Raw genomic sequence first — 23,328 nt, 5'->3', positions numbered from 1 at the left:
GGCGCTGCATTCTACAGCCTTTTTGAGGCGAGTCAATCACCTAGCGCCATCTTTTATAAAACTTTTTTCACCAGCCCCGTATACCGCTACTCGTCATCGGCCTCGGTCAGGCTGACCGTATCGATACGGTTGCGGGTCATCTCGGATTGACGTGCTTCAAGCCCCTGAAAATCGAACAGTGACCGGTCCGCCAACTGGCTTGGTGCCACATTGGTCACTGCCTTGAACATGGATTCGATTCGCCCGGGATGACGTCGCTTCCACTCCCCCAGCATTTCCTTGATATTCTGGCGCTGCAGGTTTTCCTGGGAGCCACACAGGTTGCAGGGAATGATCGGAAATGCCATCGCATCGGAATACTGCTGAATGTCAGCTTCACTGCAATAGGCCAGCGGACGAATCACCATGTTACGCCCGTCATCGGCCAGCAGCTTGGGAGGCATGGCCTTGAGCGAACCGCTGTAGAACATGTTGAGAAACAACGTTTCCAGAATGTCATCGCGATGATGCCCCAGAGCTACCTTGGTCGCCCCGATCTCTTCAGCGAAGCCATAAAGCGTCCCTCGCCGCAAACGCGAACACAGGGCACAGGTTGTCTTGCCCTCCGGCACCTTCTCCTTGACGATCGAATAGGTATCGCGCTCGACGATATGGTATTCGATGCCAAGCGTCTCCAGATACTCGGGCAATACATGCTCGGGAAAACCGGGCTGCTTCTGGTCCATATTGACCGCTACCAGCTCAAAGTTGACCGGCGCATTGCGCTGCAGATTCATCAGAATCGACAGCATCGTATAAGAGTCCTTGCCGCCGGAGAGACAGACCATGACGCGGTCACCTTCATTGATCATGCCGTAATCAATGATGGCGTTACCGGTCAACCGGCGCAGACGCTTTTGAAGCTTGTTGAATTCACGCTTTTTGCGCATGTCTTCCGATGATGCCTGTGCGCCCGAAGGCTCGGATACATCACTGGCTTGCGTCGGTGCAGTGGCATCAACAAACAGCGTACTGTCCGATGCCTTGTAGAAATCATTCATGGGAATCAGAGAATCGTCGGGGGAAAAGGCAGAAAGGGGGCGAAAGGCCCGGGAAAGCACACCATACTACCATCGGCTCAAAACGATGGCGAGACAGCACCGGCGTCCCCCTGCCCTGCATGAGGTGATCCGGCAAAGCCAGTGACATGAGCCTCAATACCTCTAGAATGAGCCTTCTGAACCAAGGAGGTAGGCATGTTCCAGGGGTGGTGGTTGATTGCAGCGTCGCTTTTATACATAGCCACGTTATTCGGCATTGCCTGGCGTGGGGATCGTCGGGCCAGGCTTCAGGGCGCTGCCAAGCGTCGGCCGATTGTCTATAGCCTGGCGCTGGCCGTGTATTGCACGTCCTGGACCTTTTACGGCAGTGTCGGCCAGGCCACGACCCAGGGCTGGTCCTATGCTAGTATCTTTATCGGGCCGATCCTGACCTTTTTGCTGTTCTGGCCCATTCTGGCCAAAATGATACGGGTGGCCAAACGGCAGAACGTTACCTCCATTGCCGATTTTATCGCCGCACGTTACGGCAAATCGCAGGAGCTGGCCGCGTTTGCCAGCATGGTGGTATTGATCGGCACGCTGCCTTATATCGCCCTTCAGCTCAAGGCCATGTCCTCGAGCCTGACCCTGCTGACCGACAATGCCGATATCACCCACTCCCCCCTGCTGGGCGACAGTGCCTTCTACATCGCCATTCTGATGGCCCTGTTTGCCATCCTGTTCGGCACTCGCCACACCGATGCTACCGAGCACCATGAAGGACTGATTCAGGCCATTGCCTTTGAATCGGTCGTCAAGCTGGCAGCCTTTTTAATACTGGGTGCGGTCATCACGTGGGGGGCCTTTGATGGCCTGGGAGATCTCTCCCACCGTGCCAGCACGTTCCTGCAGATCAAGGCCATCAACGAACAGGGCGTGACGCATGGTTTCTGGACTCAGACCCTGCTCGCGATGCTCGCGATGTTCTGTGTTCCACGACAGTTTCACGTCACTGTCGTTGAAAACACCCACCCGGATGACAGCCACCACGCACGCTGGATGTTTCCCCTTTACCTGGCGCTGGCCGGCTTTTTCGTACTCCCACTGGCCACCGCCGGTATTTCCATGCTGCCTGCCGGCGCGGACCCCGACAGCTTTGTGCTGTTACTGCCGATGGCACTGGGCAACGACACTCTGACCATGCTGACTTATATCGGTGGCTTTGCCGCCGCCAGCGGCATGGTGATCATGGCCAGCATCACCCTGGCCATCATGCTCTCCAATGAAGTACTGATTCCGGTACTGTTGAAGTTTCACTGGTTCGACACCCATCACGGCGATTACGCCAAATGGGTATTGCGTACCCGCCGATTGATCATTCTGCTCATTCTTGCCCTCGCATACGGTTTCTACCGAATCGTGGCCGAATTCAGCACGCTTTCAAGCGTAGGCATGCTGTCACTTTCCGCGCTGGCCCAGCTCGCACCGGCCCTGATCGGCGGTCTTTACTGGAAAAAGGGCAACCGTTATGGCGCATCGGTAGGGCTGGGAGCCGGCATCGCCATCTGGTCATATACTCTGCTGCTGCCAGCGCTGGCCCGTGCAAACCTGGTACCGGACGGTTTTCTGGAACAGGGCCCCTTCGGCCTGCGATTTCTGGCGCCCAATGATCTGTTCGGCCTCTCCGTTGGTGACCCGTTGACCCAGGGCGTCATGCTGTCGCTGGTAGTCAACCTGTTCTGTTATATCTTCTTCTCCCAGTCCACCAGCGAGCGCGTAGTGGATCGCATCCAGGCTTCGCAGTTCGTGGACAGCTCAGGGCACCCCTACGCCTCGGTCAACCGCCCCTGGCAGGGCACAACCACCATCGGGGATCTGAAAGCCCTGTGTAAGCGCTTTTTAAGCGATGATCAGGTCGATCGCACCTTCCGTGACTATCACCGCCGCCATCCCCCACTGAGCAACAATGATCGCGCCTCCATCGACATGATTCAGTTCAGCGAGCGCCTTCTTTCCTCGGCAATAGGCTCCTCATCGGCGCGTATCGTCGTCAACTCGGCGCTGTCCGGGCGTGAAATTGCCATCTCGGATGTCGTCTCCATTGTCGACGAGGCTTCGCAGGTTCTCGAGTTCAACCGTGCACTGCTCCAGGCCGCCATCGAAAACTTTCATCAGGGCGTGATGGTGGTCGATCATCGCATGCGACTGGTGGTGTGGAATCATCGCTATGTCGAGCTGTTTGCCTTTCCGGATAATCTGATACGAGTAGGCGCGCCCATTGATCAGGTCTTTCGCTACAACGCCGAACATAATGAATACGGGCCGGGTGACCCTGAAGAGCACGTCAAACTGCTGCTCGACAACATTCGCACCGGTCAGCCGCATCACTATCAGCGGTATCGCCAGGATGGAACAGTGCTTGACGTGCACGGCAACCCGATGGCCGGCGGAGGGTTTGTTTATACCTACCAGGACATTACCCAGCAAAAGCGCACCGAAGAAGCGCTGATTCGCTCCGAGAACAATATTCGGATCTATACCGATAACGTACCGGCGCTGATTGCCTACTTTGATCGGGATTGCCGCTTTCTGTTTGCCAATCATGCCTACGAAGAAGCCATGAACATCGAGCGAGCGACCATTATCGGTCGGCGCGCTGAAGACGTCATGACCGGTGCCGACTGGCGAGAGCGCGCGGCGTGGATGCTGCGTGCGCTGTCCGGGGAGCGTGTCGCCTATGAGCTGTCCATGCGTGACGACGAAGGCGGCACTCGCTACATGCTGGCCACCTACACACCTCATCATGGCGATCGCCACCGTGTTCTTGGCTTTTTTGCCCTGTATCAGGACATTACCGAACGCCGGCTGGCCGAAATTGCCTTGAAGGAAACCAACGAGCACCTGGAAGAACGCGTCAAGGAGCGCACACAGGCGCTGTCTCAGGTCAACGAAGCCCTGCGCCAGGAAAACAAGGTACGCTCCGAGGCTGAACGCGCCCTTCGACATGCCAAGCAGGTGGCCGAGGATGCCAATGCATCCAAGACCCGCTTTCTGGCTGCAGCCAGCCACGACCTTCTGCAGCCGCTGAATGCAGCCCGCCTGTTTACATCGGCACTGTCGCAGCAGTTCGAGGGGCAGACGGACCATCGGAATACCCTGACCCACATAGACAACTCGTTACAGGCCGCCGAGGAGCTGCTGAGCACCCTGCTGGATATCTCCAAGCTGGATGCCGGCGCGCTGACGCCAAGACGCCACCACTTCCCCCTCCAGGACATTCTCGCGCCTCTACAGGCGGAGTTCGACGTCATGGCGGCAGAGCGCGGCCTTGATCTGGATGTGGTACCCACTCGCACCATGGTCGACAGTGACCCTCAAATGCTGCGTCGTATTATCCAGAACTTCCTGTCAAACGCGTTGCGCTATACCCAGGAAGGCCGGGTTCTACTGGGCTGTCGGCGGCGACGTGACAGCCTGATCATTGAAGTCTGGGATACAGGTCCCGGTATACCCGAGTCCAAGCAGACAGAGATATTTCAGGAGTTTCGCCGACTGGATCAGAAGTCCCGCCATCGGGAAAGCGAAAAGGGACTGGGGCTGGGGCTGTCAATTGCAGATCGAATGGCTCGGGTACTGGATCACGCCATACGTGTACGGTCCTGGGTAGACAAGGGCACGGTATTTTCGGTGCAGGTTCCTCTTTTAAGGGGCCAAAACATTGAGCGTTATCGCGAAACCGAAGCGGCCAAGCCTAAACCGGCCAACAAGCTGGCAGGGGCACGTGTACTGTGCATTGATAATGAGACCATGACGCTCGAAGGCATGAAGGCCATTCTCGGTGGCTGGGGCATTGAAGTGTATACCGCCACCAGCATCGGTGGCGCCAAGTCGGTACTGCGCAACCTGGAAACCCCGCCGGATGCGATTCTGGCCGACTACCATCTGGATAATGAAATTACCGGTCTGATGGCACTGGACGCATTGGCGCGTGAGCTTTCCAGCGATGTCCCCGGCATTGTCATCACGGCAGATCGTACGGAAGAAGTCGCCGCCGAGGTCAAGGGAGCCGGCTGCCATCTGCTCAACAAGCCGGTCAAGCCGGCGGCACTGCGGGCCCTGCTCACCCGCTCACTGCAGGCCGGCCGCGCCGGCTGAATCAGGCTCGGCAGCTAAAAAAACCCGGTGGGAAGAGTAACTTCCCACCGGGTTTTTTTACTGGGCCCTGTAACTGCCATTTTTCTAGTTATGTCTGGATTCTACCCGCGGAGGTTCCACTTCCAGTTTCTGAGCAGCGATAACGGCCTGAGTCCGTGAATGGACGCCCAGCTTTCTCAGGATGGCCGTTACGTGCGCCTTGATGGTGGCCTCGGAAACATTGAGGTCGTAGGCAATCTGCTTGTTCAGCATGCCTTCGGTCAGCATGTTGAGCACGCGAAACTGCTGTGGTGTCAGCGATGCGATGGCCTCGGCAAACCGTGTTTCATCCTCGCTTGAGTCCCCCAGGGAAGATGCCATTTCGGGCGGCAGCCATACCTCACCTTCCAGGATCTCGCGGATGGCCTGTGCAATGACATCGAGGGAAGCCGACTTGGGTACGAATCCTGATGCACCATAATCAATCGAACGACGTACAACACTGACTTCCTCACTGCCTGAGATAACGGCCACGGGGATATCCGGCATCTGGCCACGCAACTGGATCAGGCCGGAAAAGCCATGTGCGCCCGGCATATGCAGGTCCAGCAGTATCAGATCGACATCGGGGTGACGGGTTACTGCTTCTACCGTCGCCTCCATGGTATCTGCTTCGACAATCTCGGCCTGGGACGCAACCTGGCGAAGTGCCTGCGTCAAGGCTGCCCGAAACAACGGGTGATCATCGGCAACAATAAATTTCTGGGCTAAAGCCATTCGTCCGTTCTCCTCAAAACCCTGTATGCCGCGAGTCTGGCTTTTCTTGTATATACCATCGGCTGCAGTAACCGTTTTTATACTGCTGGCAGGCCGGCTCGCGTTCTGCTGTTTATCAGATCGATGGGCCCATGACCAACTGGTAGTTGCCTCATGCCCTTATACACTAGTCGATACCCATCTTTGCCCATCCGTGCCATCCCTGTCCACCGAAGATGCCTGATTTTGCATACATCAGGCACAACCGGCACACAACAAAAAAGGCGCTCGGGAGAGCGCCTTATGCAGAAAACCGACCCGCTACTTGCTCTGGCGGTGCTCGATCAGGTCATCCACAACGCCGGGGTCAGCCAGCGTACTGGTATCTCCCAGACCATCCAGTTCGTCTGCTGCAATCTTGCGCAGGATACGACGCATGATCTTGCCCGACCGTGTCTTGGGCAGCCCCGGCGCCCACTGAATGACATCAGGCGTGGCAATGGGGCCAATATCCTTCCTGACCCATTTCACCAGTTCGGCTCGCAGCTCATCGGTCGGCTGAATGCCTTCATTCAGGGTGACATAAATATAAATCCCCTGCCCCTTCACCTCATGAGGAAAACCAACCACCGCTGCTTCGGCTACCGCCTCATGAGCGACCAGCGAGGATTCGATTTCAGCGGTTCCCATGCGATGACCGGATACGTTCAGGACATCGTCGATACGTCCGGTAATCCAGAAATACCCGTCTTCATCCCGTCGACACCCGTCACCTGTGAAATATACGTTATCGAAGGTAGAGAAATAGGTCTGCACAAACCGATCATGATTCTGCCAGATGGTGCGAGCCTGACCCGGCCAGCTGGCCTTGATGACCAGATTACCCTCGGCTTCACCACTGAGCTCCTGGCCTTCGTTGTCATAAAGAGCCGGCTGAATACCGAAGAAAGGACGCGTGGCAGAGCCTGGTTTCAGCTCGGTCGCCCCCGGCAGAGGGGTAATCATGATGCCACCGGTTTCTGTCTGCCACCAGGTATCCATGATCGGGCAGCGACTGTTACCGATGACCCGATAAAACCAGTTCCACGCCTCGGGATTGATCGGCTCACCTACCGAGCCCAGTACACGCAGGGATTCACGGGTGCTGGACGCCATGATGTCATCGCCCTGAGCCATCAGCGAACGCACCGCTGTCGGCGAGGTATACAGGATGGTCACACCATACTTGTCGATGACCTCACCAATCCGGCCGTGACTGGGATAACTGGGCACGCCTTCAAAAATGACCGAGGTAGCTCCATTGGCCATGGGTCCATACACGATGTAGGAGTGGCCGGTAATCCAGCCGACATCGGCGGCACACCAGTACACATCATCGTCATGCACATCGAAGATGTCCCGATGAGTCATGGCGGCATATAGCAGATATCCTCCGGTGGTATGCAATAACCCCTTGGGCGTTCCGGTCGACCCGGAGGTATAGAGGATGAACAGAGGGTCTTCCGCGTTCATGGGCTCAGGCGGGCACTCGCTTGACTGGGGATCCACCACATCGTGATACCAGCAGTCGCGGGGATTGACCGCCACGCTGCCTCCGGTGCGACGTACGACCAGTACATGCTCGACCACCTCGGTGCCGGGCCGGGTCAGTGCCTCATCAACGTTTTCCTTGAGCGGGATATTCTTGCCACCACGCAGGGACTCATCGGCAGTAATGACAACCCTGGAGCCGGAATCCACAATGCGGCCGGCCAGGGCATCGGGAGAGAACCCCCCAAAGACCACGGAATGAATGGCGCCAATACGCGCGCAGGCCAGCATTCCCATCAATGCCTCGGGAATCATCGGCATGTACAGGGTAACCGTATCTCCCTTGCCCACCCCGAGGGACTTGAGTCCGTTGGCAAAGCGACATACCTTCTCGTGCAGTTCGGCGAAGGTCAGGCTCAGATGGTCATCGGGATTATCGCCTTCCCAATAAATTGCCACCTTGTCGGCCTTGTCTTCAAGGTGCCGATCAATGCAGTTGTAGCAGGCATTCAGCTCGCCATCGGCAAACCAGCGAACCTGTACATCCGACGGTGTATAACGACTCTCGCTGCCGATCTCCGGCGCAGTAAACCAGGTCAACCGCGAACGGGCTTCTTCGAGCCAGAATGCATCGGCATCCTCCACGGATTGCGCATATCGGGAACGGTAGGTCTCCTCGTCAACCCAGGCGCGCGCACTGGCGTGCTCAGGCACTGGATAACGCGCTTCGTGTTCAGTCATTGACCCCACTCCCTGCTATTGTCATCGTTGTTCGCCTGACAGGCGGTACGTATGCTCAGCATAGACCGCCCATGGGCTGCCAACTCCATTAGACTTTCGTTGACCATTACCGGGACAGCTAGACCCGGCTGCCGGCAAATACCAGTGGCGACTGACACAGCCGGCAACGATACCTCCCACCGCGCTGGGTGTTCAGGTAGCGTCTTCTGGACAGGTAGTGGCTACTGCAGCGGCAGGTAAACCGATAAGGGGTCGGGCTGGCACGGGTGGTATCAAAATGGTGCGTTACCCGTGGCTCGCGAAGAAAGACATCCTGCATCATGCGTTTCCACTGACGACCATGAGGAGCCACTCGCTGCCCATCCTGTTCATGTACTGCATGCACGAACCAGTGCGCCATCTCATGCGGTACCACATCAAAAAGAAAAAGGGCCGGATTTTCCTTCAGCAGAACCCTGTTGAAACGTAACCCTCCCCGGCCGAAGTGAGCCTGCCCGGCGCTGCGGCCTCTCAAGTCAAGCCACCAGGGCGGACACGTCACACCGGGCCAGACACTCACTCCCTGTTGCCAACTGCGCGTCACACATTGTCCAAGCCAGCCGGCCAGTGCATCGGGGCTTGCCTGGGCAAGCGCCTGCTCATCCGGCAATTGCAGATAATCGCTCATCGGTTTTCCACGGTTCCGGTTATCAATGATAAAGTGCCCTTTTCACGTCACGAGAACGCCCCAACGATGAACGAGCAACCAGAGCAGCACCCGCTCATTGACGACCAGGACCTCGAGGCGCTGGACGCCTTTCTCGACGATGATGCCATGAGCGAGGAAGCCCTCGACATCTATGGCATCCATGGATTCATGGTCGCCCAGGCCATCGCCCTGACACCGGTCAGCGCTACGGTATGGATACCGACCGTCTTCGATGGCGAACCGGCCTTCTCGAGCGACGAGGAGCACACGCGCATTCTGGGCCTGTGTCAGTCCCTTCGTGACAATGCCATCGAACTGTTTGAACAGGGCGCGCTGCCCGAGTTGCCCTTCGATGATGAGTTCGAGGAAAGCCCTCGCATGCATCCGGTAGCAGACTGGTGCAGTGGCTTCATGGAAGGTGTATTCATTGATGAAGCCCAGTGGTTCGGCGCACTGGAAGAAGATGCCGCCCGCCTGCTGCTGCCTTTCATGGCCCTGTCCGGCCTGTTTGATGACGAGGACAGGGATCTGGCCGCCATGGGCGCCACACCGGCTGAGGCCAGTCAGTTGCTGAACCAGCTGCCCGAACTGGCGCTGGACCTTTATCTGCTGTATCGCACTCCGGTTGAAAAGGCCGCACCATCGGGCCCTGCAGGAAAACCGCCCGGCAAGACCCGGGGCAGAAAAGGCGGGCAAGCCCGAAAAAGGCGCTGAGCGCGTTTATTTCAGGCGCGTCATCATGGCATTGAGCTTGCCATAGATATACTCACGCACCTTTTGCCCGGTAGGACGCGCCTTCCACTGTTCAAAATCAATTTCCTTGCTTTGCTCGAAGTTGTGATTGAACAAATCGGCAATATCCGAGGCAAAGCCCGGGTGATCCACTTCCTGGTTGGCCTCCAGGTTCCACTGCAGGCTCCAGTGATCAAAGTTGCAGGAGCCTACGGTGCACCAGTCATCGCACATGCTGAACTTGGCATGACTGAACCTGGTCTGGTACTCGAAGATCCTGACCCCGGCACGCATCAGACGCGTATAAAAGCGCTGACCGGCGTAATATACCCCTGGATGATCGTGATTCTTGGCCGGCACCAGTACCCGAACATCCACGCCACGGCGCGCCGCACGCATCATTCGGCGTCGAAGGCTGGCCGTAGGTACAAAATAGGGCGTACAGATCCAGACCTGATTCTCGGCCCGTTCAATCTGTGTCTGAAGGGAACGGCGAATTTTCTGGAAACGGTATCCCTTGCCCCAGATGACACGCCCTTCCATTTCTCCGGCCGGCTTTCTGACCTCGTCGGCGGTCGCTCCCAGTTCATCTCTGGACACCATGTCCTTCCCGGGCCCGCGGGTCATGCGTGAATCCCAGACCTGACGATTCAGGGCAATCCAGTCGTTGACACATGCCCCCTCGACCCTGACGGCAATCTCGAACCAGGAATTCATGAACAGGTCGGTCATGCCGAAACCACCGACAAAGGCCATCCGACCATCGACAATGACAAGCTTTCGGTGGTCACGGGAGATAAACCGCCCCAGATGGCGCCAGGACAAGGGGTTGAACTCACGAAACTCGACGCCGGCCTCCTTGATGCGCTGGCGACTTTGCCTGGAAAGAGGCCACGATCCACAGGCGTCCACCAGTAACCAGACCCTGACCCCTCGTGACCTTGCCTGCTCAAGCGTACTGATGAAACGCTCGCCCAGCTCGCCATCCTCAACGGCATACAACTCGATGATCAGGGACGTCTGCGCCTCATCCATCGCCTTGAACAGTGCCGGCAAATAATTTTCTGCTCCCGGTAACAACGTTACCTGGTTATCTTCGCGCCATTGCACTCGCATGATCACTGCATCCTCTGTTATTCAGCCTTCCATGTTCCCTTATCAGGCATCGTGTTCACCCGCTATACTGCGCGCCTGATTCCCTGTCGAGGCCTGTCATGACCCTATCGCTTTCCGGGTTTTCCCGTATGACCAGCCTGTTATCGCGCTGGCTGCGCTTTCGTTCCATCGACCCGAGCTGGTCGGAACTGAACCTGCCCGAAACAGCGAACATTGTTCTGGTTCTTGATAATAACGCCTTGAGCGACCGGCTCGCACTGCATCTTCTTTGCAGAAAGGGGGCCATTGGTTCGGTTGACGCGTCCCCGGCTACCTCCGGGCACATGCCACGGCACGTGATGCTCCACCAGCTGAAGCGCTCCTTCTTGCGTTCACCTCAAAACAGGCCCTCTCCGCATTTTGAAGCCTTTCTGGAAAACATCGAACATCATCAGGGTGATGTGCCGGTCATGGTCGTTCCGGTGGCCTTTTTCTGGGGTCGACGCCCGGGACGTGAGGCGCGCGGACTCTGGGGGTTGATGACAGCGGATCACTGGCCGCTGAGTGGCAGGCTGCGCCGACTGACAACGCTGCTGTTCAACGGCCATCATATCGATGTTCGCTTCGGCACCCCCTATGACGTCAAGGCCCTGCTGAATGCCCCTGCCCCGAGCGCCTCTCACGCCAGACGCCGGGTCGTGCGCCTGCTGCGCCACCAGTTTCAGCAACTGCGTCAGCAGGTACTGGGCCCGGATCTTTCCCATCGTCGTACCCTGGTACGCAGCCTGCTGATGACGCCCTCGGTGCGCCAGGCCATCAGCGCGCAGGCCGAAGAAAGTGGTGCCGAGTTGCCTCACGTTGAAAAGCAGGCACAACGTTACGCGCGCGAGATCGCCTCGCATACATCGCCTCAGACCCTCTGGCTGCTTTACCAGTTGCTCGGACGGCTCTGGAATCGCCTTTACGATGGGGTCAAGGTACATGGTCTTTCCCGCGTGCGCGAACTGGCCGGCACTCATGAGCTGATCTACGTCCCCTGTCATCGCAGCCACATTGATTACCTGCTGCTGTCCTATGTCATGTACCACCATGGCCTGACCACGCCCCAGGTAGCAGCCGGACGCAATCTGAACATGCCGGTCATCGGCAGCATACTGCGCAAGGGGGGCGCGTTCTTCGTGCGTCGCAGCTTCAAGGGCAATGCCCTGTATGGCGCCGTATTCAACGAATACCTGCATCAGCTGATTCGCCGGGGCTACCCGGTGGAGTACTTCATCGAAGGGGGCCGCTCGCGCACCGGGCGCACCCTGCCGCCCCGGCTCGGCATGCTGGCGATGACGCTGGACTCGTTCCTGCGCAAGGACAGCAGTCGTCCGATGGCATTTGTGCCCATCTATATCGGTTACGAGAAGGTGCTGGAATCCGGTGCCTATCAGCGCGAACTCACGACCGGGCACAAGAAAAAGGAATCCCCCTTCGATGTGCTGAAAGTGTTCAAACGCCTGCGGGAGCCCTATGGCCAGGTACACGTCAATATTGGCGCACCATTACGGCTGGATGACTGGCTGAACCAGCATTTCCCCGACCCGGTACGTACCGACCACCACTGGCGTAAACAGGCGGTAGCGGCGCTGGGAGAGGATCTGGCCACTAGAATCAATGCCGCCGCCACTCTCAACGGCGTCAATCTCGTGGCACTGGCCCTGCTGGGCACGTCGCACATGGCCATTGAGGAAGATCTGCTTGCCCGGCAGCTCACCCTGCTGAATGCACTTCAGGCACATGCACCGGCGACACCGGAGATGCGCTGCGCAGAAGGCACTCCCTCCGAATGGATCAATCACGCCATTGATCTGGGCATGATTGCCCGATGCGATCAGACCCTCGGCCCGGTCATCGTGGTCGCCGAAGGGCGTGCCCCGCTACTGACCTGGTACCGCAACAACGTATTGCATCTATTTGCGCGGCCGGCGCTGCTGGCCTTTGCCTTTCGCCACCGCAGGCAACTCACGCTGGACGAGATAGATGACCTGGTAGGCACCATGTGGCCTGCACTGGATAACGAGTTCTTTCTGGAAGAAACAGATGACCGCGAGGAAAGCCAGACCCTGCTGCAGGCGATGACGGCTCTAGGGCTTTTAAAGGCTACTGACCGGGGGTGGGAGCGTGGCGCTACCGATGATAATGAGCAGCTTCACTGGCTGGGCGCCATGATTCTGCCGACCCTGGAACGTGGATTTCTTCTGGTTTCACTGCTGCTGCGTTCCCCTTCGGGCACCTACACCGCTCAGGCCCTTGAACAGCAGAGCCAGGCCCTGGCCGAACGCCTGACGCTGCTTCAGGGGCTCAATGCTCCGGAGTACTTTGACAAGCGCCTGTTCAGCGGCCTGCTGGACACACTGATCGAAGGCGAGTGGATCCACATGACTGACGATGACACCATTGTGGTCAGTAAGGCACTTGATGACGCCCTGCGACAGCGGAGGCGACTGTTTGACGCTCCGCTGCGCCGACGATTACATCATCTGCTGGCTCAGCCGGAAGCTCAGGAGAGCGACTGATGCACGTAGATATCATAGCGGCTGGTCTTGCCGACTACCTGATGTGATGGCGCTGGCCCCTCTATCGACGGCGCCTTGCGTGGCCGCTTGACGACAACGCGATGAGTGGCCACCTCAAGTGCAGCATGCAGCAGCTGTGAGGCGTCCTCGTCGGCTCCGGCCAGCGCCTGAAACAGTCGCATATCCTTTTTGACCAGGGCCGATTTTTCGCGATGAGGGAACATCGGATCAAGATGAACCACCTGAGGCGGCACACCGGTCTCGTCCACGACTTGTCCCAGCGCACTGACACTATCTGCCCAGCGAAGCGACAGACGCGAGGCAATTTCTGCGACCTCAGGATGAGCCCTTGCACGCTGTAGCCCATCATCCAGCACGGCGGCAATGGCAGCCACACGCTCGACCATCAGTACAGTGCATCCCAGGGAAGCCAGTACAAAGGCATCTCGGCCAAGACCCGCCGTGGCATCAATGATCGACGGCGTACGGCCCTGTTTCAGTCCGCACGCCCGGGCAATCAACTGCCCACGCCCACCACCGAAACGACGTCGATGCGCATTTTTGCCCTCGGCAAAATCAACACGCAGCGGATGACCGAAACGAGCCGCATCCCCGCCCAGCACCAACCCCTCGGGCAGCATATCAAGCCAGAGGGCCGCCGAATCGGCGGCCCCCTTTTCTTTCAGCTGATCAACCATCGGCAGCCGGTAGTGCTGACTCAGGGCCCTGCTGCCAGGGCCCCTGTCCACAACAGCGACTGTCACAGAAAGGCCACCAGAAGCACGGCGCCCAATATCAGACGATAGATAACAAACGGCAGCATGCCGATACGATCAAGCGCTGCCAGAAACAGCTTGATGCAGATCAGCGCGGACACGAAGGACAAACCGACGCCGGCCAGAATATCACCCCACAGCACGTCCGTTCCGGATTCCACCAGCTGCAGCCCCTTGAGCGACCCTGCAGCCACAATCAACGGAATGGACAGCAAAAAGGAGAACCTTGCCGCCGCCTGACGTGTAAAGCCCATCATCAGCGCAGCAGTAATGGTAATACCCGAGCGCGAAGTCCCCGGGATCAATGCCAGCGCCTGCGCTACACCAATCAGCAGGGCGTCACGAAGACCCAGACTTTGCATGTCACGCTCACGACGGCCACGCTTGTCTGCCCACCACAACAGCAGACCGAACAGGATCGTGGTCGCGGCAATCACCAGAGCAGAACGCGCGTAACTTTCGATGATGCCTTCAAGGAAGAAGCCGAAGAACAGCGCCGGCAAGGTGCCCAGCAGGACACACCAGCCCATGCGAGCTTCTTCGGAGGGGCGTCGCTTGAAGACCTGAGCAAACCAGCCCGACAGGATGGCAATGACATCGTGACGAAAGGCAATGATGACAGCCAGCAGGGTGCCGACATGTACGGCAACATCAAAGGCGAGCCCCTGGTCCGGCCAGCCAAACAACTGGGATGGAAGAATCAAGTGTGCCGATGATGAAATCGGCAGAAACTCGGAAAACCCCTGAATCAGGGACAAGACAATAACGTGCATCCACTCCATTGGAGATCCTTGAACGGTAATTACTGACGACGCGACGTTACCTGGTCGCGAAGATAAACAGGCACCGCCTCATGCGGCGCCATCATGTTCCCTGCTGCGAAGGCATCAGCGGCCAGACATGCCATATCACGGGCGTCAGGCTCCATTGTTGTATCCATACCCTCAAGGCCGACAAGGCACCCCTCGGGCATGCGTTCCTTCAATCCCCATCCACTGCCGGCGGCAAACCAGCCGGATGAAAACCCTGCCACAGGCTCAAGCAACTCAGGCGCAATCACCTGCTCACCTGCACAGGACTCAAGCCCGGGCAGACCTGTCTGCTTCACGCGGTAGGCCGCCACATAGATCTCGTTCATTCGCGCATCAAACGCCGGGATAACCTGCGTTGCGCCATGAATGCGAACAGCACCGGCGGCCAGCGTTTCAAGTGTCGACACGGGAATTACCGGCCGATCAAGCCCGAAGGCCAGCCCCTGAACGGTACCTGCGGCAATGCGAATACCGGTGAAGGATCCCGGCCCGCGCCCGTAGGCCAGCGCATCCAGGTGTGCCGGGGTAATGCCGGCTTCGGCAAGCAGCGCATCAACCATCGGCATGAGCCTGCGCGTATGCTCACGTGGTGCAATGACGTGATCACTGTACACCTGACCATCAAGCCAGAGGGCTACCGAGCAGGCCGAAGAAGACGCATCGAGCGCCAGCAGTATGGACATGACATGTTTCAGTTTGTTGAGGGATTCAGTCGCGAGGGAGGCCATTATAGGGAGACCGGCCGTGGACAAAAAGCATAACTGTCCCGACCAGGCCAAAAACATGTCTTCGGCCCAATAAAAAAGCCGGCATGGCCGGCTTTGATACTAAAAAAACGAATTACCCCTGAAGGGAGGCCAGCACTGCAGACTTGATCTCGTCGACACTACCGATACCTTCAACACGGTGGCAGGCCGGTGCAGATGCAGGCTCCTGCTCCGCCCAGTCACGGTAATAACGAACCAGCGGCTCGGTCTGCTCGTGATAGATACCCAGACGCGCACGTACGGTATCTTCCAGATCGTCATCACGCTGGATCAAGGCGTCGCCGGTATCATCATCCTGACCAGGCTGCTTCGGCGGATTGAAATCCACATGATACACACGGCCGGAAGCCGGATGGATACGGCGACCGGAAAGACGCTTGACGATCTCTTCGTCATTCACGGCAATTTCCAGCACGTGATCAAGGGCTACGCCGCTGTCCTTCAGGGCGTCGGCCTGAACGATGGTGCGCGGAAATCCATCAAACAAAAAGCCGTTGGCACAGTCGGACTGAGCGATACGTTCCTTGACCAGTGCAATGATCAGCTCATCGGATACCAGCTGGCCCGCATCCATGGTGGCCTTGACCTTCTGCCCCAGTTCGGACCCTTCACGGATCGCCGTGCGCAGCATATCGCCAGTGGAAATCTGCGGGATGTCAAAATGCTCGCAGATGAACTGTGCCTGTGTCCCCTTGCCCGCCCCCGGTGGGCCCAACAGGATCAAACGCATCGCTACCGCTCCTTCATTGTCATGCGCCTAGGCGCCGGGCACATTCTGCCCTTGTGTTGATAGTTATCCCTGCCAGGCACGATCAATGTCCTGAACCATGACATACTGGTTGACCATGGCAAACGAGCACCATAGCGGGCTGACCGGATCACCACAAGCCCTGACCGCACGGCATTATCAACCAGCACCTCATACCATAAAAAAAGCGGCCCATGACGGGCCGCCTTTCGTTACACCAGTATCTCTGCGTCAGAGGGTCACACCCCTAGAGCACCAGTCGACGAATGTCAGTCAGCAGCTGTGCCAGATACGCAGTAAACCGAGCCGCATCCGCACCATTGACGGCACGGTGATCATAGGACAGCGACAATGGCATCATCAGACGCGGCTGGAACGCACTGCCGTCCCATACCGGTTTCATCTGTGCCTTGGACACGCCCAGGATAGCCACTTCCGGTGCATTGACGATCGGCGTGAACGCCGTACCACCAATGGACCCAAGGCTTGAAATGGTAAAGCAGCCGCCCTTCATTTCATCGCTCTTGAGCTTGCCGGCCTGAGCCCGCTTGGCCAGATCAACGGATTCCTTCGCCAGCTCGATGATCGACTTGCGCTCGACATCCTTGATGACAGCCACCAGCAGGCCGTTGGGAGTATCTACTGCGATGCCGATGTTGATGTATTTCTTCCACACCACCGTTTCGCCGTCCGACTTCAGCGATACGTTGAACTGCGGATACATCTTGAGCGCGTGTGCTGCGGCCTTGATCATGAACGGCAGTGGCGTCAGTTTGGCACCCTGCTGCTCGGCCTCGGCCTTCATGCTCTTGCGGAAGGCTTCAAGGTCGGTAATATCCGCTTCATCGAACTGCGTCACATGAGGCACGTTCAACCAGCTGCGATGAAGATTGGTAGCACCAGCCTTCATCAGGCGGCCCATTTTCTTCTCTTCCACTTCACCGAACTGGCTGAAGTCGACGTCCGGCACCTGCGGGATACCAGCACCCCCAGTGGAAGCCGCAGGCGCAGCAGATGCGCCGCCCTTGCCACGCTCACTCATGGCCTTCTTGACGAAGGCATTGACGTCTTCCTTCAGCACCCGGTTTTTCGGGCCGGAGCCGGTCACTTCAGCCAGATTAACGCCCAGCTCACGCGCCAGCATACGAACTGCCGGGCCTGCATGTGCCGCTGGCGCTTCCTGGCGGCTGCCGCTGGCGATCTGGGCTTCCGGAGAAGGTGTTCCCGACGCAGTAGACTGCCTGAGCTTTTCACCTTCACTGGAGGAGGAGGGCTTCTTCTCGGCCGGCTTCTCTTTCTTCTGCTTCCCGGCCTTTTTCTCGCCGCTGGCAGTTTCGATGTAGCCGATCAGATCACCTTCGGAGACCGTATCCCCTTCCTTCACGGCAAGCTCGACAAGCCGACCCTTGAAGGGGCTCGGAATGTCCATGGACGCCTTGTCGGATTCCAGAGTGATCAAGCCGTCTTCCTTCTCGACCTCATCCCCCTCCGATACCGACACTTCAATGACTTCGACACCTTCACTGCCACCGATATCCGGCACGCGCACTTCCTTGCGCTCGCCGCCATCAGCCTCGTCGTCATCAGCCTCATCGTCATCGGAGTCATCGTCCGACTGTTCGTCAGCCGCGTTATCATCCGAAGATGGTGCCTGGTCAGCACTGGAAGCAGTGTCAGACTGCTCATCATCAGCGTCGTCGCTACCGATTTCCATCTGCCCAATCACGTCGCCTTCGGACACCGTATCACCTTCCTTGACGGACAGGGACACGATCTTGCCTTCGTAGGGGCTGGGGATATCCATGGAGGCCTTATCGGACTCCAGAGTAATCAGCGCATCTTCCCTGGCAACCTGATCGCCTTCGGATACGGAGACTTCGATGATTTCGACGCCATCACTGCCACCGATGTCCGGCACCTTGATGTCCACGGTCTTCTTGCCACCGCTGCTCTGACCGGAAGACGAAGTACTCTTGCTCTTGTCGTCGCTGTCAGCGCTATCGTCTGAAGAGGATTCATCTCCGGAGGACGCCTCGGCTTCGGCGTCATCTGACGTATCGTCTGCGTCGCCGCTATCGTCGCCATCCACCTCGATTTCGACAATCTGATCGCCCTGACTGACCTTATCGCCTTCGCTGACCAGTACCTTGACGATTTTCCCGGCCTTCGGCGAAGGGATATCCATCGAGGCCTTGTCGGACTCAAGTACGATCAGGGTGTCTTCCACATCCACCATGTCACCCGGGGCGACGGAGATTTCGATGATCTCGACATCAGTACTGTCCCCGATGTCCGGTACTTTTATAGTTTCACTACTCAAGGGTTGCGCTCCTTCAATACTGACCGCTCATGCCACGAGGCAGGCTGTGCCTGCCTCGTGCCCTGATCAACACGTTACCGGATAAGCCTTGCCCGGATCGATGCCGTACTTGTCCAACGCGTCCTTGACGACCTTGCGATCAATCTCGCCACGATCCGCCAACGCCTTGAGCGCCATGACCGCCACGAAATAGCGGTTGACCTCAAAGAAGTAACGCAGCTTTTCACGCGTATCGGAGCGACCATAGCCGTCGGTACCCAGCACATGGTAGTCGGTCGGTACCCAGGCACGAACCTGATCCGAGAACAACTTCATGTAATCGGTCGAGGCAATGGCCGGGCCTTCACGATCTTCCAGGCAGCGCGTGATCCAGGGTTTGCCTGGCTCGGCATCCGGGTTGATGAACGCATTGCGATCGATCTCGAGCGCTTCACGACGCAGCTCGTTAAAGCTGGTCACACTCCAGATGTCGGAAGCAATATCAAAATCATCAGCCAGCAGCTCGGCAGCCGCTTCCACTTCGCGAAGGATCGTACCGCTGCCCATCAGCTGGACACGGGCCTTCTTGCCCTTGTCACCTTCACGCAGCAGATACATCCCCTTGATGATGCCTTCTTCCGACCCTTCCGGCATTTCCGGGTGCGGATAGTTTTCGTTCATCACGGTCAGGTAGTAGAAGCAGTTTTCGTGCTCGTGGTACATCCGGTGCAGACCTTCGCGCACGATGACTGCAATCTCATGACCATAGGTCGGGTCGTAGCTTCTGCAGTTCGGAATGGTCGACGCCAGAATATGGCTGTGGCCATCCTGGTGCTGGAGCCCCTCGCCATTGAGCGTCGTACGCCCGGCCGTGCCACCCAGCAGGAAGCCGCGCGCCTGCATGTCGCCGGCGGCCCACGCAAGATCGCCGATGCGCTGGAAACCGAACATCGAGTAATAGATGTAGAACGGCAACAACGGCACATGGTGGTTGGCATAGGATGTGGCGGCTGCAATCCAGCTGGACATGGCACCGGCTTCGTTGATGCCCTCTTCCAGAATCTGTCCCGCCTTGTCTTCGCGGTAGAACATGATCTGACCGGCATCCATCGGCTCGTACTTCTGGCCTTCTGCCGTATAGATACCCAACTGACGGAACATGCCTTCCATACCGAAGGTACGTGCTTCATCAGGAACGATCGGCACAACCTGCTTGCCGAAGGTCTTGTCCTTCACCAGACCGTTGAGTACGCGCACAAAGCTCATGGTGGTCGATACTTCACGATCACCCGATCCCTTGAGCTGGCTTGCAAACATCTTGTCATCAAGGCCCGGGAACTCGATGGGCTCGAAATCATGCTTGCGTGCCGGCAGGTACCCACCCAGACGCTGACGCATCAGGTGCATGTATTTCATTTCAGGGCTGTCATCAGACGGCTTGAAATAAGGCATGCCCTTGTCGATATCCTCATCGGATACCGGGATGCCGAAGCGGTCGCGGAAGGTCTTGATCGCATCGACTTCCATCGACTTGATCTGGTGCGCCTCGTTGTCGGCCTCACCGCTGCCGCCACCCATGCCGTAACCCTTGACGGTATGCGCCAGAATAACGGTAGGCTTGCCATTGGCATTGTGGAACGCCTCATGGTAGGCCGCATAGACCTTGTACGGATCGTGACCACCACGGTTCAGGCGCCAGATATCCTCATCGGACAGGTCCTTGACCATGGCTTCGGTTTCCGGATATTTACCGAAGAAGTGCTCACGAGTGTACGCGCCACCCTGGGCCTTGTAGTTCTGGTATTCACCATCAACCACTTCGTCCATGCGCTTTTGAAGGATGCCCTTGGAATCCTTTTCAAACAGCGGATCCCAGAAGCGTCCCCATACCACCTTCAGCACGTTCCAGCCGGCACCACGGAAGATGCCTTCCAGCTCATCGATGATACGGGCATTACCGCGAACCGGGCCGTCCAGACGCTGCAGGTTGCAGTTGATCACGAACACCAGGTTGTCCAGCTTCTCGCGGCCAGCCAGTGAGATGGCACCCAGAGACTCCGGCTCGTCGCACTCACCGTCACCCAGGAATGCCCAGACCTTGCGGTCCTGCATGGGCTGCAGACCGCGCGCGTCAAGGTATTTCATGACGTGGGCCTGATAGATGGCCATGATCGGGCCAAGACCCATCGATACGGTCGGGAACTGCCAGTAATCCGGCATCAGCCAGGGATGCGGGTAGGACGACAGGCCATCTCCGTCAACTTCCTGGCGGAACTTGTCCATCTGTTCTTCGGAAAGACGCCCTTCAAGGTAGGAGCGCGCGTAGATACCCGGCGCACTATGGCCCTGGATATAAACCAGGTCACCCTTGAAATCGCCTTCCGGCGCACGGAAGAAATGGTTGAAACCAATATCATACAAGGTTGCACTGGACATGAAGCTGGCCAGGTGACCACCCAGTCCCTTGTGCTTCTTGTTGGTGCGGATGACCTGTGCCGCCATGTTCCAGCGGATCAGGGAGCGAATGCGACGCTCCATGAACAGGTCACCCGGCATACGCGCTTCGCGATGCACCGGAATGGTGTTGCGATGAGGCGTATTGACAGAGAAGGGAGGTTGCATGCCATCACGGCGCAAGCGGTCAGCCAGACGGCTCAGCAGATATTGGGCACGGGTCTCACCCTCGCGATCCAGTACCGATTCCAGGGACTCAAGCCATTCCGTGGTTTCGGTAGGATCGAGGTCTTCTCTTGCCTCCAGACTCATAGACGTCTCTCCGATGAAGAAGTAAGGTCGGTCGTCTTCCGATCAGGAAGACTGTGCGGTGTTCCAGTCAATCAGGGCGGGTGCAGTCTTTGGGTTAATGCTGCCTGCCGCGTGTCGTAATTCTGCAACGGATGGCTGTATAGGCCAGCCTTGTCGGGGAACGAAGATACCGCAAACTCGAGCGGCTGCCAATTAACACCCGTGAGGCACCGGGCCACCAACCGCAGGGCTGAGGGGCCATTTCAGAAGGGGCTGGCTGTTTTTTTAGTTATAAAAACCCATGTCATCAGCGTTTCTCGCCAATACCCACGGAAAACATGTCTTCTGACAAGGTAGTTTTCCCACGACAAATTACCAGTCAAACAGGTCCAGGGTTCGCCAAAAGAAGCTGTTTGAAATACTGCCAGTCGAAACTCGGGCCCGGGTCGGTCTTGCGCAGTGGTGCAATATGCTGATGCCCGATGAAACGGTCAGGGGTGATCACCGGATAACGCCCCATCAGCGCATGCGCCAGACGGACCAGAGAGACATACTGGTGCCGCGTAAAGGAACGTGCATCACCCTCAAGCTCCACCCCCACTGTAAAATCGTTAAGCCGCTGACGACCCTGCCAGCACGATACTCCGGCATGCCAGGCGCGTTGATTGAACCCAACGTACTGGATGATATATCCATCACGTCGAATCAGGCAGTGGGCAGAGACTCGCAGATGTGCAATCTGCTTGAAAAACGGATCGCGACGCGAATCCAGACGCCCCATGAACAGATCCGTAATATCGTCACTACCGAAGCGGCCCGGTGGCAGGCTGATGGAGTGTAGTACGACCGCCGATATTTCGCCGGCAGGTCGAGCGTCCTGATGAGGGGACCGACAGTGTCGGGCATCGGTAAGCCAGTGATTGTCCCGTATATCCATGTACGCCGTCTCTCCTCGCGGGGGCATGATGCATTATTCTATACTGCCTGTGATGACACTCGAAGCATGACACCTGCCAGCGCGCTGCCCGTCACCCCAACACTCATCAAGAGAGCCACCATGACATTTCAGGACGCCCTTGCCGAAGACATTCGCGCGACCGCCAGTCGAATGATTACCGAAGACATCGGTGCCGGAGACATCACTGCACAACTGATTCCCGCGGCGCAGTGGGCACGTGCACAGGTCATAAGCCGGGAAGATGCCATTCTGTGCGGCGTTCCCTGGGTTGAAGAGATTTATCGTCGCCTTGACCCAAGCGTTGTCCTGCACTGGGCATGCACCGATGGCGACAGCATCGCAGCCGACACCCCCTTTTTGACCCTGGAAGGGCCGGCCCGAGCCCTGATGACCGGTGAGCGCGCCGCCCTGAACCTTCTTCAGACCCTGTCCGGCACCGCAACAAGAACACGCCACTACGTAGACCTGGTAGCCGACACGTCGGTCTCCATTCTGGACACACGCAAGACACTGCCCGGCCTGCGGCTGGCACAGAAATATGCTGTCACCTGCGGCGGCGGCAACAATCATCGCATCGGCCTTTATGACGCATTCCTGATCAAGGAAAACCACATCAGTGCCTGTGGTGGCATCGAGGCCGCGATAAGAGAAGCACGCGATATTGCACGCGACCTCCCGGTTCAGGTCGAGGTAGAAACCCTGGAGGAGCTTGATCAGGCACTTGAAGCGGGAGCGGACATCATCATGCTGGACAACTTTTCACTGGATGACATGACCCTTGCCGTTACCCGCACAGCCGGTCGTGCCCAACTGGAAGCCTCGGGCAACGTTGATGACAATACCCTGTTGAAGATTGTGGCAACGGGCGTGGATCGCGTGTCAATCGGTGCCTTGACCAAGCACGTCCAGGCCATCGATCTGTCCATGCGCGTCAGTGACATCATCGCCCGCTGAATACGTCATGTTT

The 23,328-nt window shown here is 57.7% G+C and carries 16 protein-coding genes; 4 read left to right on the top strand and 12 right to left on the bottom strand.

What is annotated here, in order from left to right:
• Positions 1 to 86 precede the first annotated feature (86 nt).
• Positions 87 to 1,040, bottom strand: coding sequence for a tRNA 2-thiocytidine(32) synthetase TtcA (gene ttcA, locus NAT21_RS04585; RefSeq protein WP_284732658.1), 954 nt, complete (start codon positions 1,038 to 1,040; stop codon positions 87 to 89).
• A 195-nt stretch (positions 1,041 to 1,235) separates the two neighbouring features.
• Here ttcA and NAT21_RS04580 point away from each other — a divergent pair, with 195 nt between their 5' ends.
• Positions 1,236 to 5,174: a hybrid sensor histidine kinase/response regulator gene (locus tag NAT21_RS04580; protein ID WP_250936070.1), complete on the top strand. Its 3,939-nt coding sequence runs from the start codon at positions 1,236 to 1,238 to the stop codon at positions 5,172 to 5,174.
• Positions 5,175 to 5,258: 84 nt separating this feature from the next.
• Here NAT21_RS04580 and NAT21_RS04575 read toward each other — a convergent pair whose 3' ends face one another.
• The 3 genes from NAT21_RS04575 to NAT21_RS04565 form a co-directional block, all read right to left on the bottom strand.
• Positions 5,259 to 5,930, bottom strand: a complete 672-nt coding sequence (locus NAT21_RS04575; protein ID WP_250936068.1) for a response regulator — start codon at positions 5,928 to 5,930, stop codon at positions 5,259 to 5,261.
• 300 nt (positions 5,931 to 6,230) lie between these two features.
• Positions 6,231 to 8,180 (bottom strand): acetate--CoA ligase, encoded by a 1,950-nt coding sequence (gene acs / locus NAT21_RS04570; protein ID WP_250936066.1) that lies wholly within the window; start codon positions 8,178 to 8,180, stop codon positions 6,231 to 6,233.
• A gap of 118 nt (positions 8,181 to 8,298) precedes the next feature.
• On the bottom strand, positions 8,299 to 8,847 hold the full coding sequence (locus NAT21_RS04565; protein ID WP_250936063.1) for a SprT family zinc-dependent metalloprotease: 549 nt from the start codon (positions 8,845 to 8,847) through the stop codon (positions 8,299 to 8,301).
• Positions 8,848 to 8,913: 66 nt separating this feature from the next.
• Here NAT21_RS04565 and NAT21_RS04560 point away from each other — a divergent pair, with 66 nt between their 5' ends.
• Positions 8,914 to 9,582 carry a YecA/YgfB family protein gene (locus NAT21_RS04560; RefSeq protein ID WP_250936061.1) on the top strand — a complete coding sequence of 223 codons (669 nt, stop codon included), beginning with the start codon at positions 8,914 to 8,916 and terminating at the stop codon, positions 9,580 to 9,582.
• A 6-nt stretch (positions 9,583 to 9,588) separates the two neighbouring features.
• Here NAT21_RS04560 and NAT21_RS04555 read toward each other — a convergent pair whose 3' ends face one another.
• Positions 9,589 to 10,716: a phospholipase D-like domain-containing protein gene (locus tag NAT21_RS04555; RefSeq protein ID WP_250936058.1), complete on the bottom strand. Its 1,128-nt coding sequence runs from the start codon at positions 10,714 to 10,716 to the stop codon at positions 9,589 to 9,591.
• A gap of 98 nt (positions 10,717 to 10,814) precedes the next feature.
• Between NAT21_RS04555 and plsB the strand changes: the two genes are divergently transcribed.
• Positions 10,815 to 13,256: a glycerol-3-phosphate 1-O-acyltransferase PlsB gene (gene plsB, locus NAT21_RS04550; RefSeq protein ID WP_250936056.1), complete on the top strand. Its 2,442-nt coding sequence runs from the start codon at positions 10,815 to 10,817 to the stop codon at positions 13,254 to 13,256.
• Here the strand turns inward: plsB and NAT21_RS04545 are convergent.
• The 7 genes from NAT21_RS04545 to ampD all read right to left on the bottom strand — a co-directional run bounded on the left by NAT21_RS04545 (position 13,241) and on the right by ampD (position 22,340).
• Entirely contained in the window at positions 13,241 to 13,954 is a 714-nt protein-coding gene (locus NAT21_RS04545) for a class I SAM-dependent methyltransferase (protein ID WP_284732716.1), read from the bottom strand. The two genes, plsB and NAT21_RS04545, sit on opposite strands and share 16 nt — an antisense overlap.
• A gap of 62 nt (positions 13,955 to 14,016) precedes the next feature.
• The gene (locus NAT21_RS04540; protein ID WP_250936054.1) at positions 14,017 to 14,814 is read right to left on the bottom strand and encodes an undecaprenyl-diphosphate phosphatase; all 798 of its coding nucleotides are present in this window, start codon (positions 14,812 to 14,814) and stop codon (positions 14,017 to 14,019) included.
• 20 nt (positions 14,815 to 14,834) lie between these two features.
• Positions 14,835 to 15,527 (bottom strand): tRNA (adenosine(37)-N6)-threonylcarbamoyltransferase complex dimerization subunit type 1 TsaB, encoded by a 693-nt coding sequence (tsaB, locus tag NAT21_RS04535; RefSeq protein ID WP_250936052.1) that lies wholly within the window; start codon positions 15,525 to 15,527, stop codon positions 14,835 to 14,837.
• A 157-nt stretch (positions 15,528 to 15,684) separates the two neighbouring features.
• The gene (gene adk / locus NAT21_RS04530) at positions 15,685 to 16,341 is read right to left on the bottom strand and encodes an adenylate kinase (RefSeq protein WP_250936050.1); all 657 of its coding nucleotides are present in this window, start codon (positions 16,339 to 16,341) and stop codon (positions 15,685 to 15,687) included.
• 265 nt (positions 16,342 to 16,606) lie between these two features.
• Positions 16,607 to 18,679, bottom strand: coding sequence for a dihydrolipoyllysine-residue acetyltransferase (aceF, locus tag NAT21_RS04525; RefSeq protein WP_250936048.1), 2,073 nt, complete (start codon positions 18,677 to 18,679; stop codon positions 16,607 to 16,609).
• Positions 18,680 to 18,745: 66 nt separating this feature from the next.
• Positions 18,746 to 21,424 carry a pyruvate dehydrogenase (acetyl-transferring), homodimeric type gene (aceE, locus tag NAT21_RS04520; RefSeq protein WP_250936046.1) on the bottom strand — a complete coding sequence of 893 codons (2,679 nt, stop codon included), beginning with the start codon at positions 21,422 to 21,424 and terminating at the stop codon, positions 18,746 to 18,748.
• 358 nt (positions 21,425 to 21,782) lie between these two features.
• On the bottom strand, positions 21,783 to 22,340 hold the full coding sequence (gene ampD, locus NAT21_RS04515) for a 1,6-anhydro-N-acetylmuramyl-L-alanine amidase AmpD (RefSeq protein WP_250936044.1): 558 nt from the start codon (positions 22,338 to 22,340) through the stop codon (positions 21,783 to 21,785).
• 120 nt (positions 22,341 to 22,460) lie between these two features.
• On the opposite strand from ampD, the gene nadC reads away from it, so the two are divergent.
• Positions 22,461 to 23,315, top strand: coding sequence for a carboxylating nicotinate-nucleotide diphosphorylase (nadC, locus tag NAT21_RS04510; RefSeq protein ID WP_250936042.1), 855 nt, complete (start codon positions 22,461 to 22,463; stop codon positions 23,313 to 23,315).
• The last annotated feature ends 13 nt before the right edge of the window (positions 23,316 to 23,328 follow it).

Source organism: Larsenimonas rhizosphaerae (genome assembly GCF_023700005.1).
Taxonomy (GTDB): domain Bacteria; phylum Pseudomonadota; class Gammaproteobacteria; order Pseudomonadales; family Halomonadaceae; genus Larsenimonas; species Larsenimonas rhizosphaerae.
The sequence above is the reverse complement of the archived record's forward strand: the minus strand, read 5'-3'. Positions and strand labels throughout refer to the sequence as shown.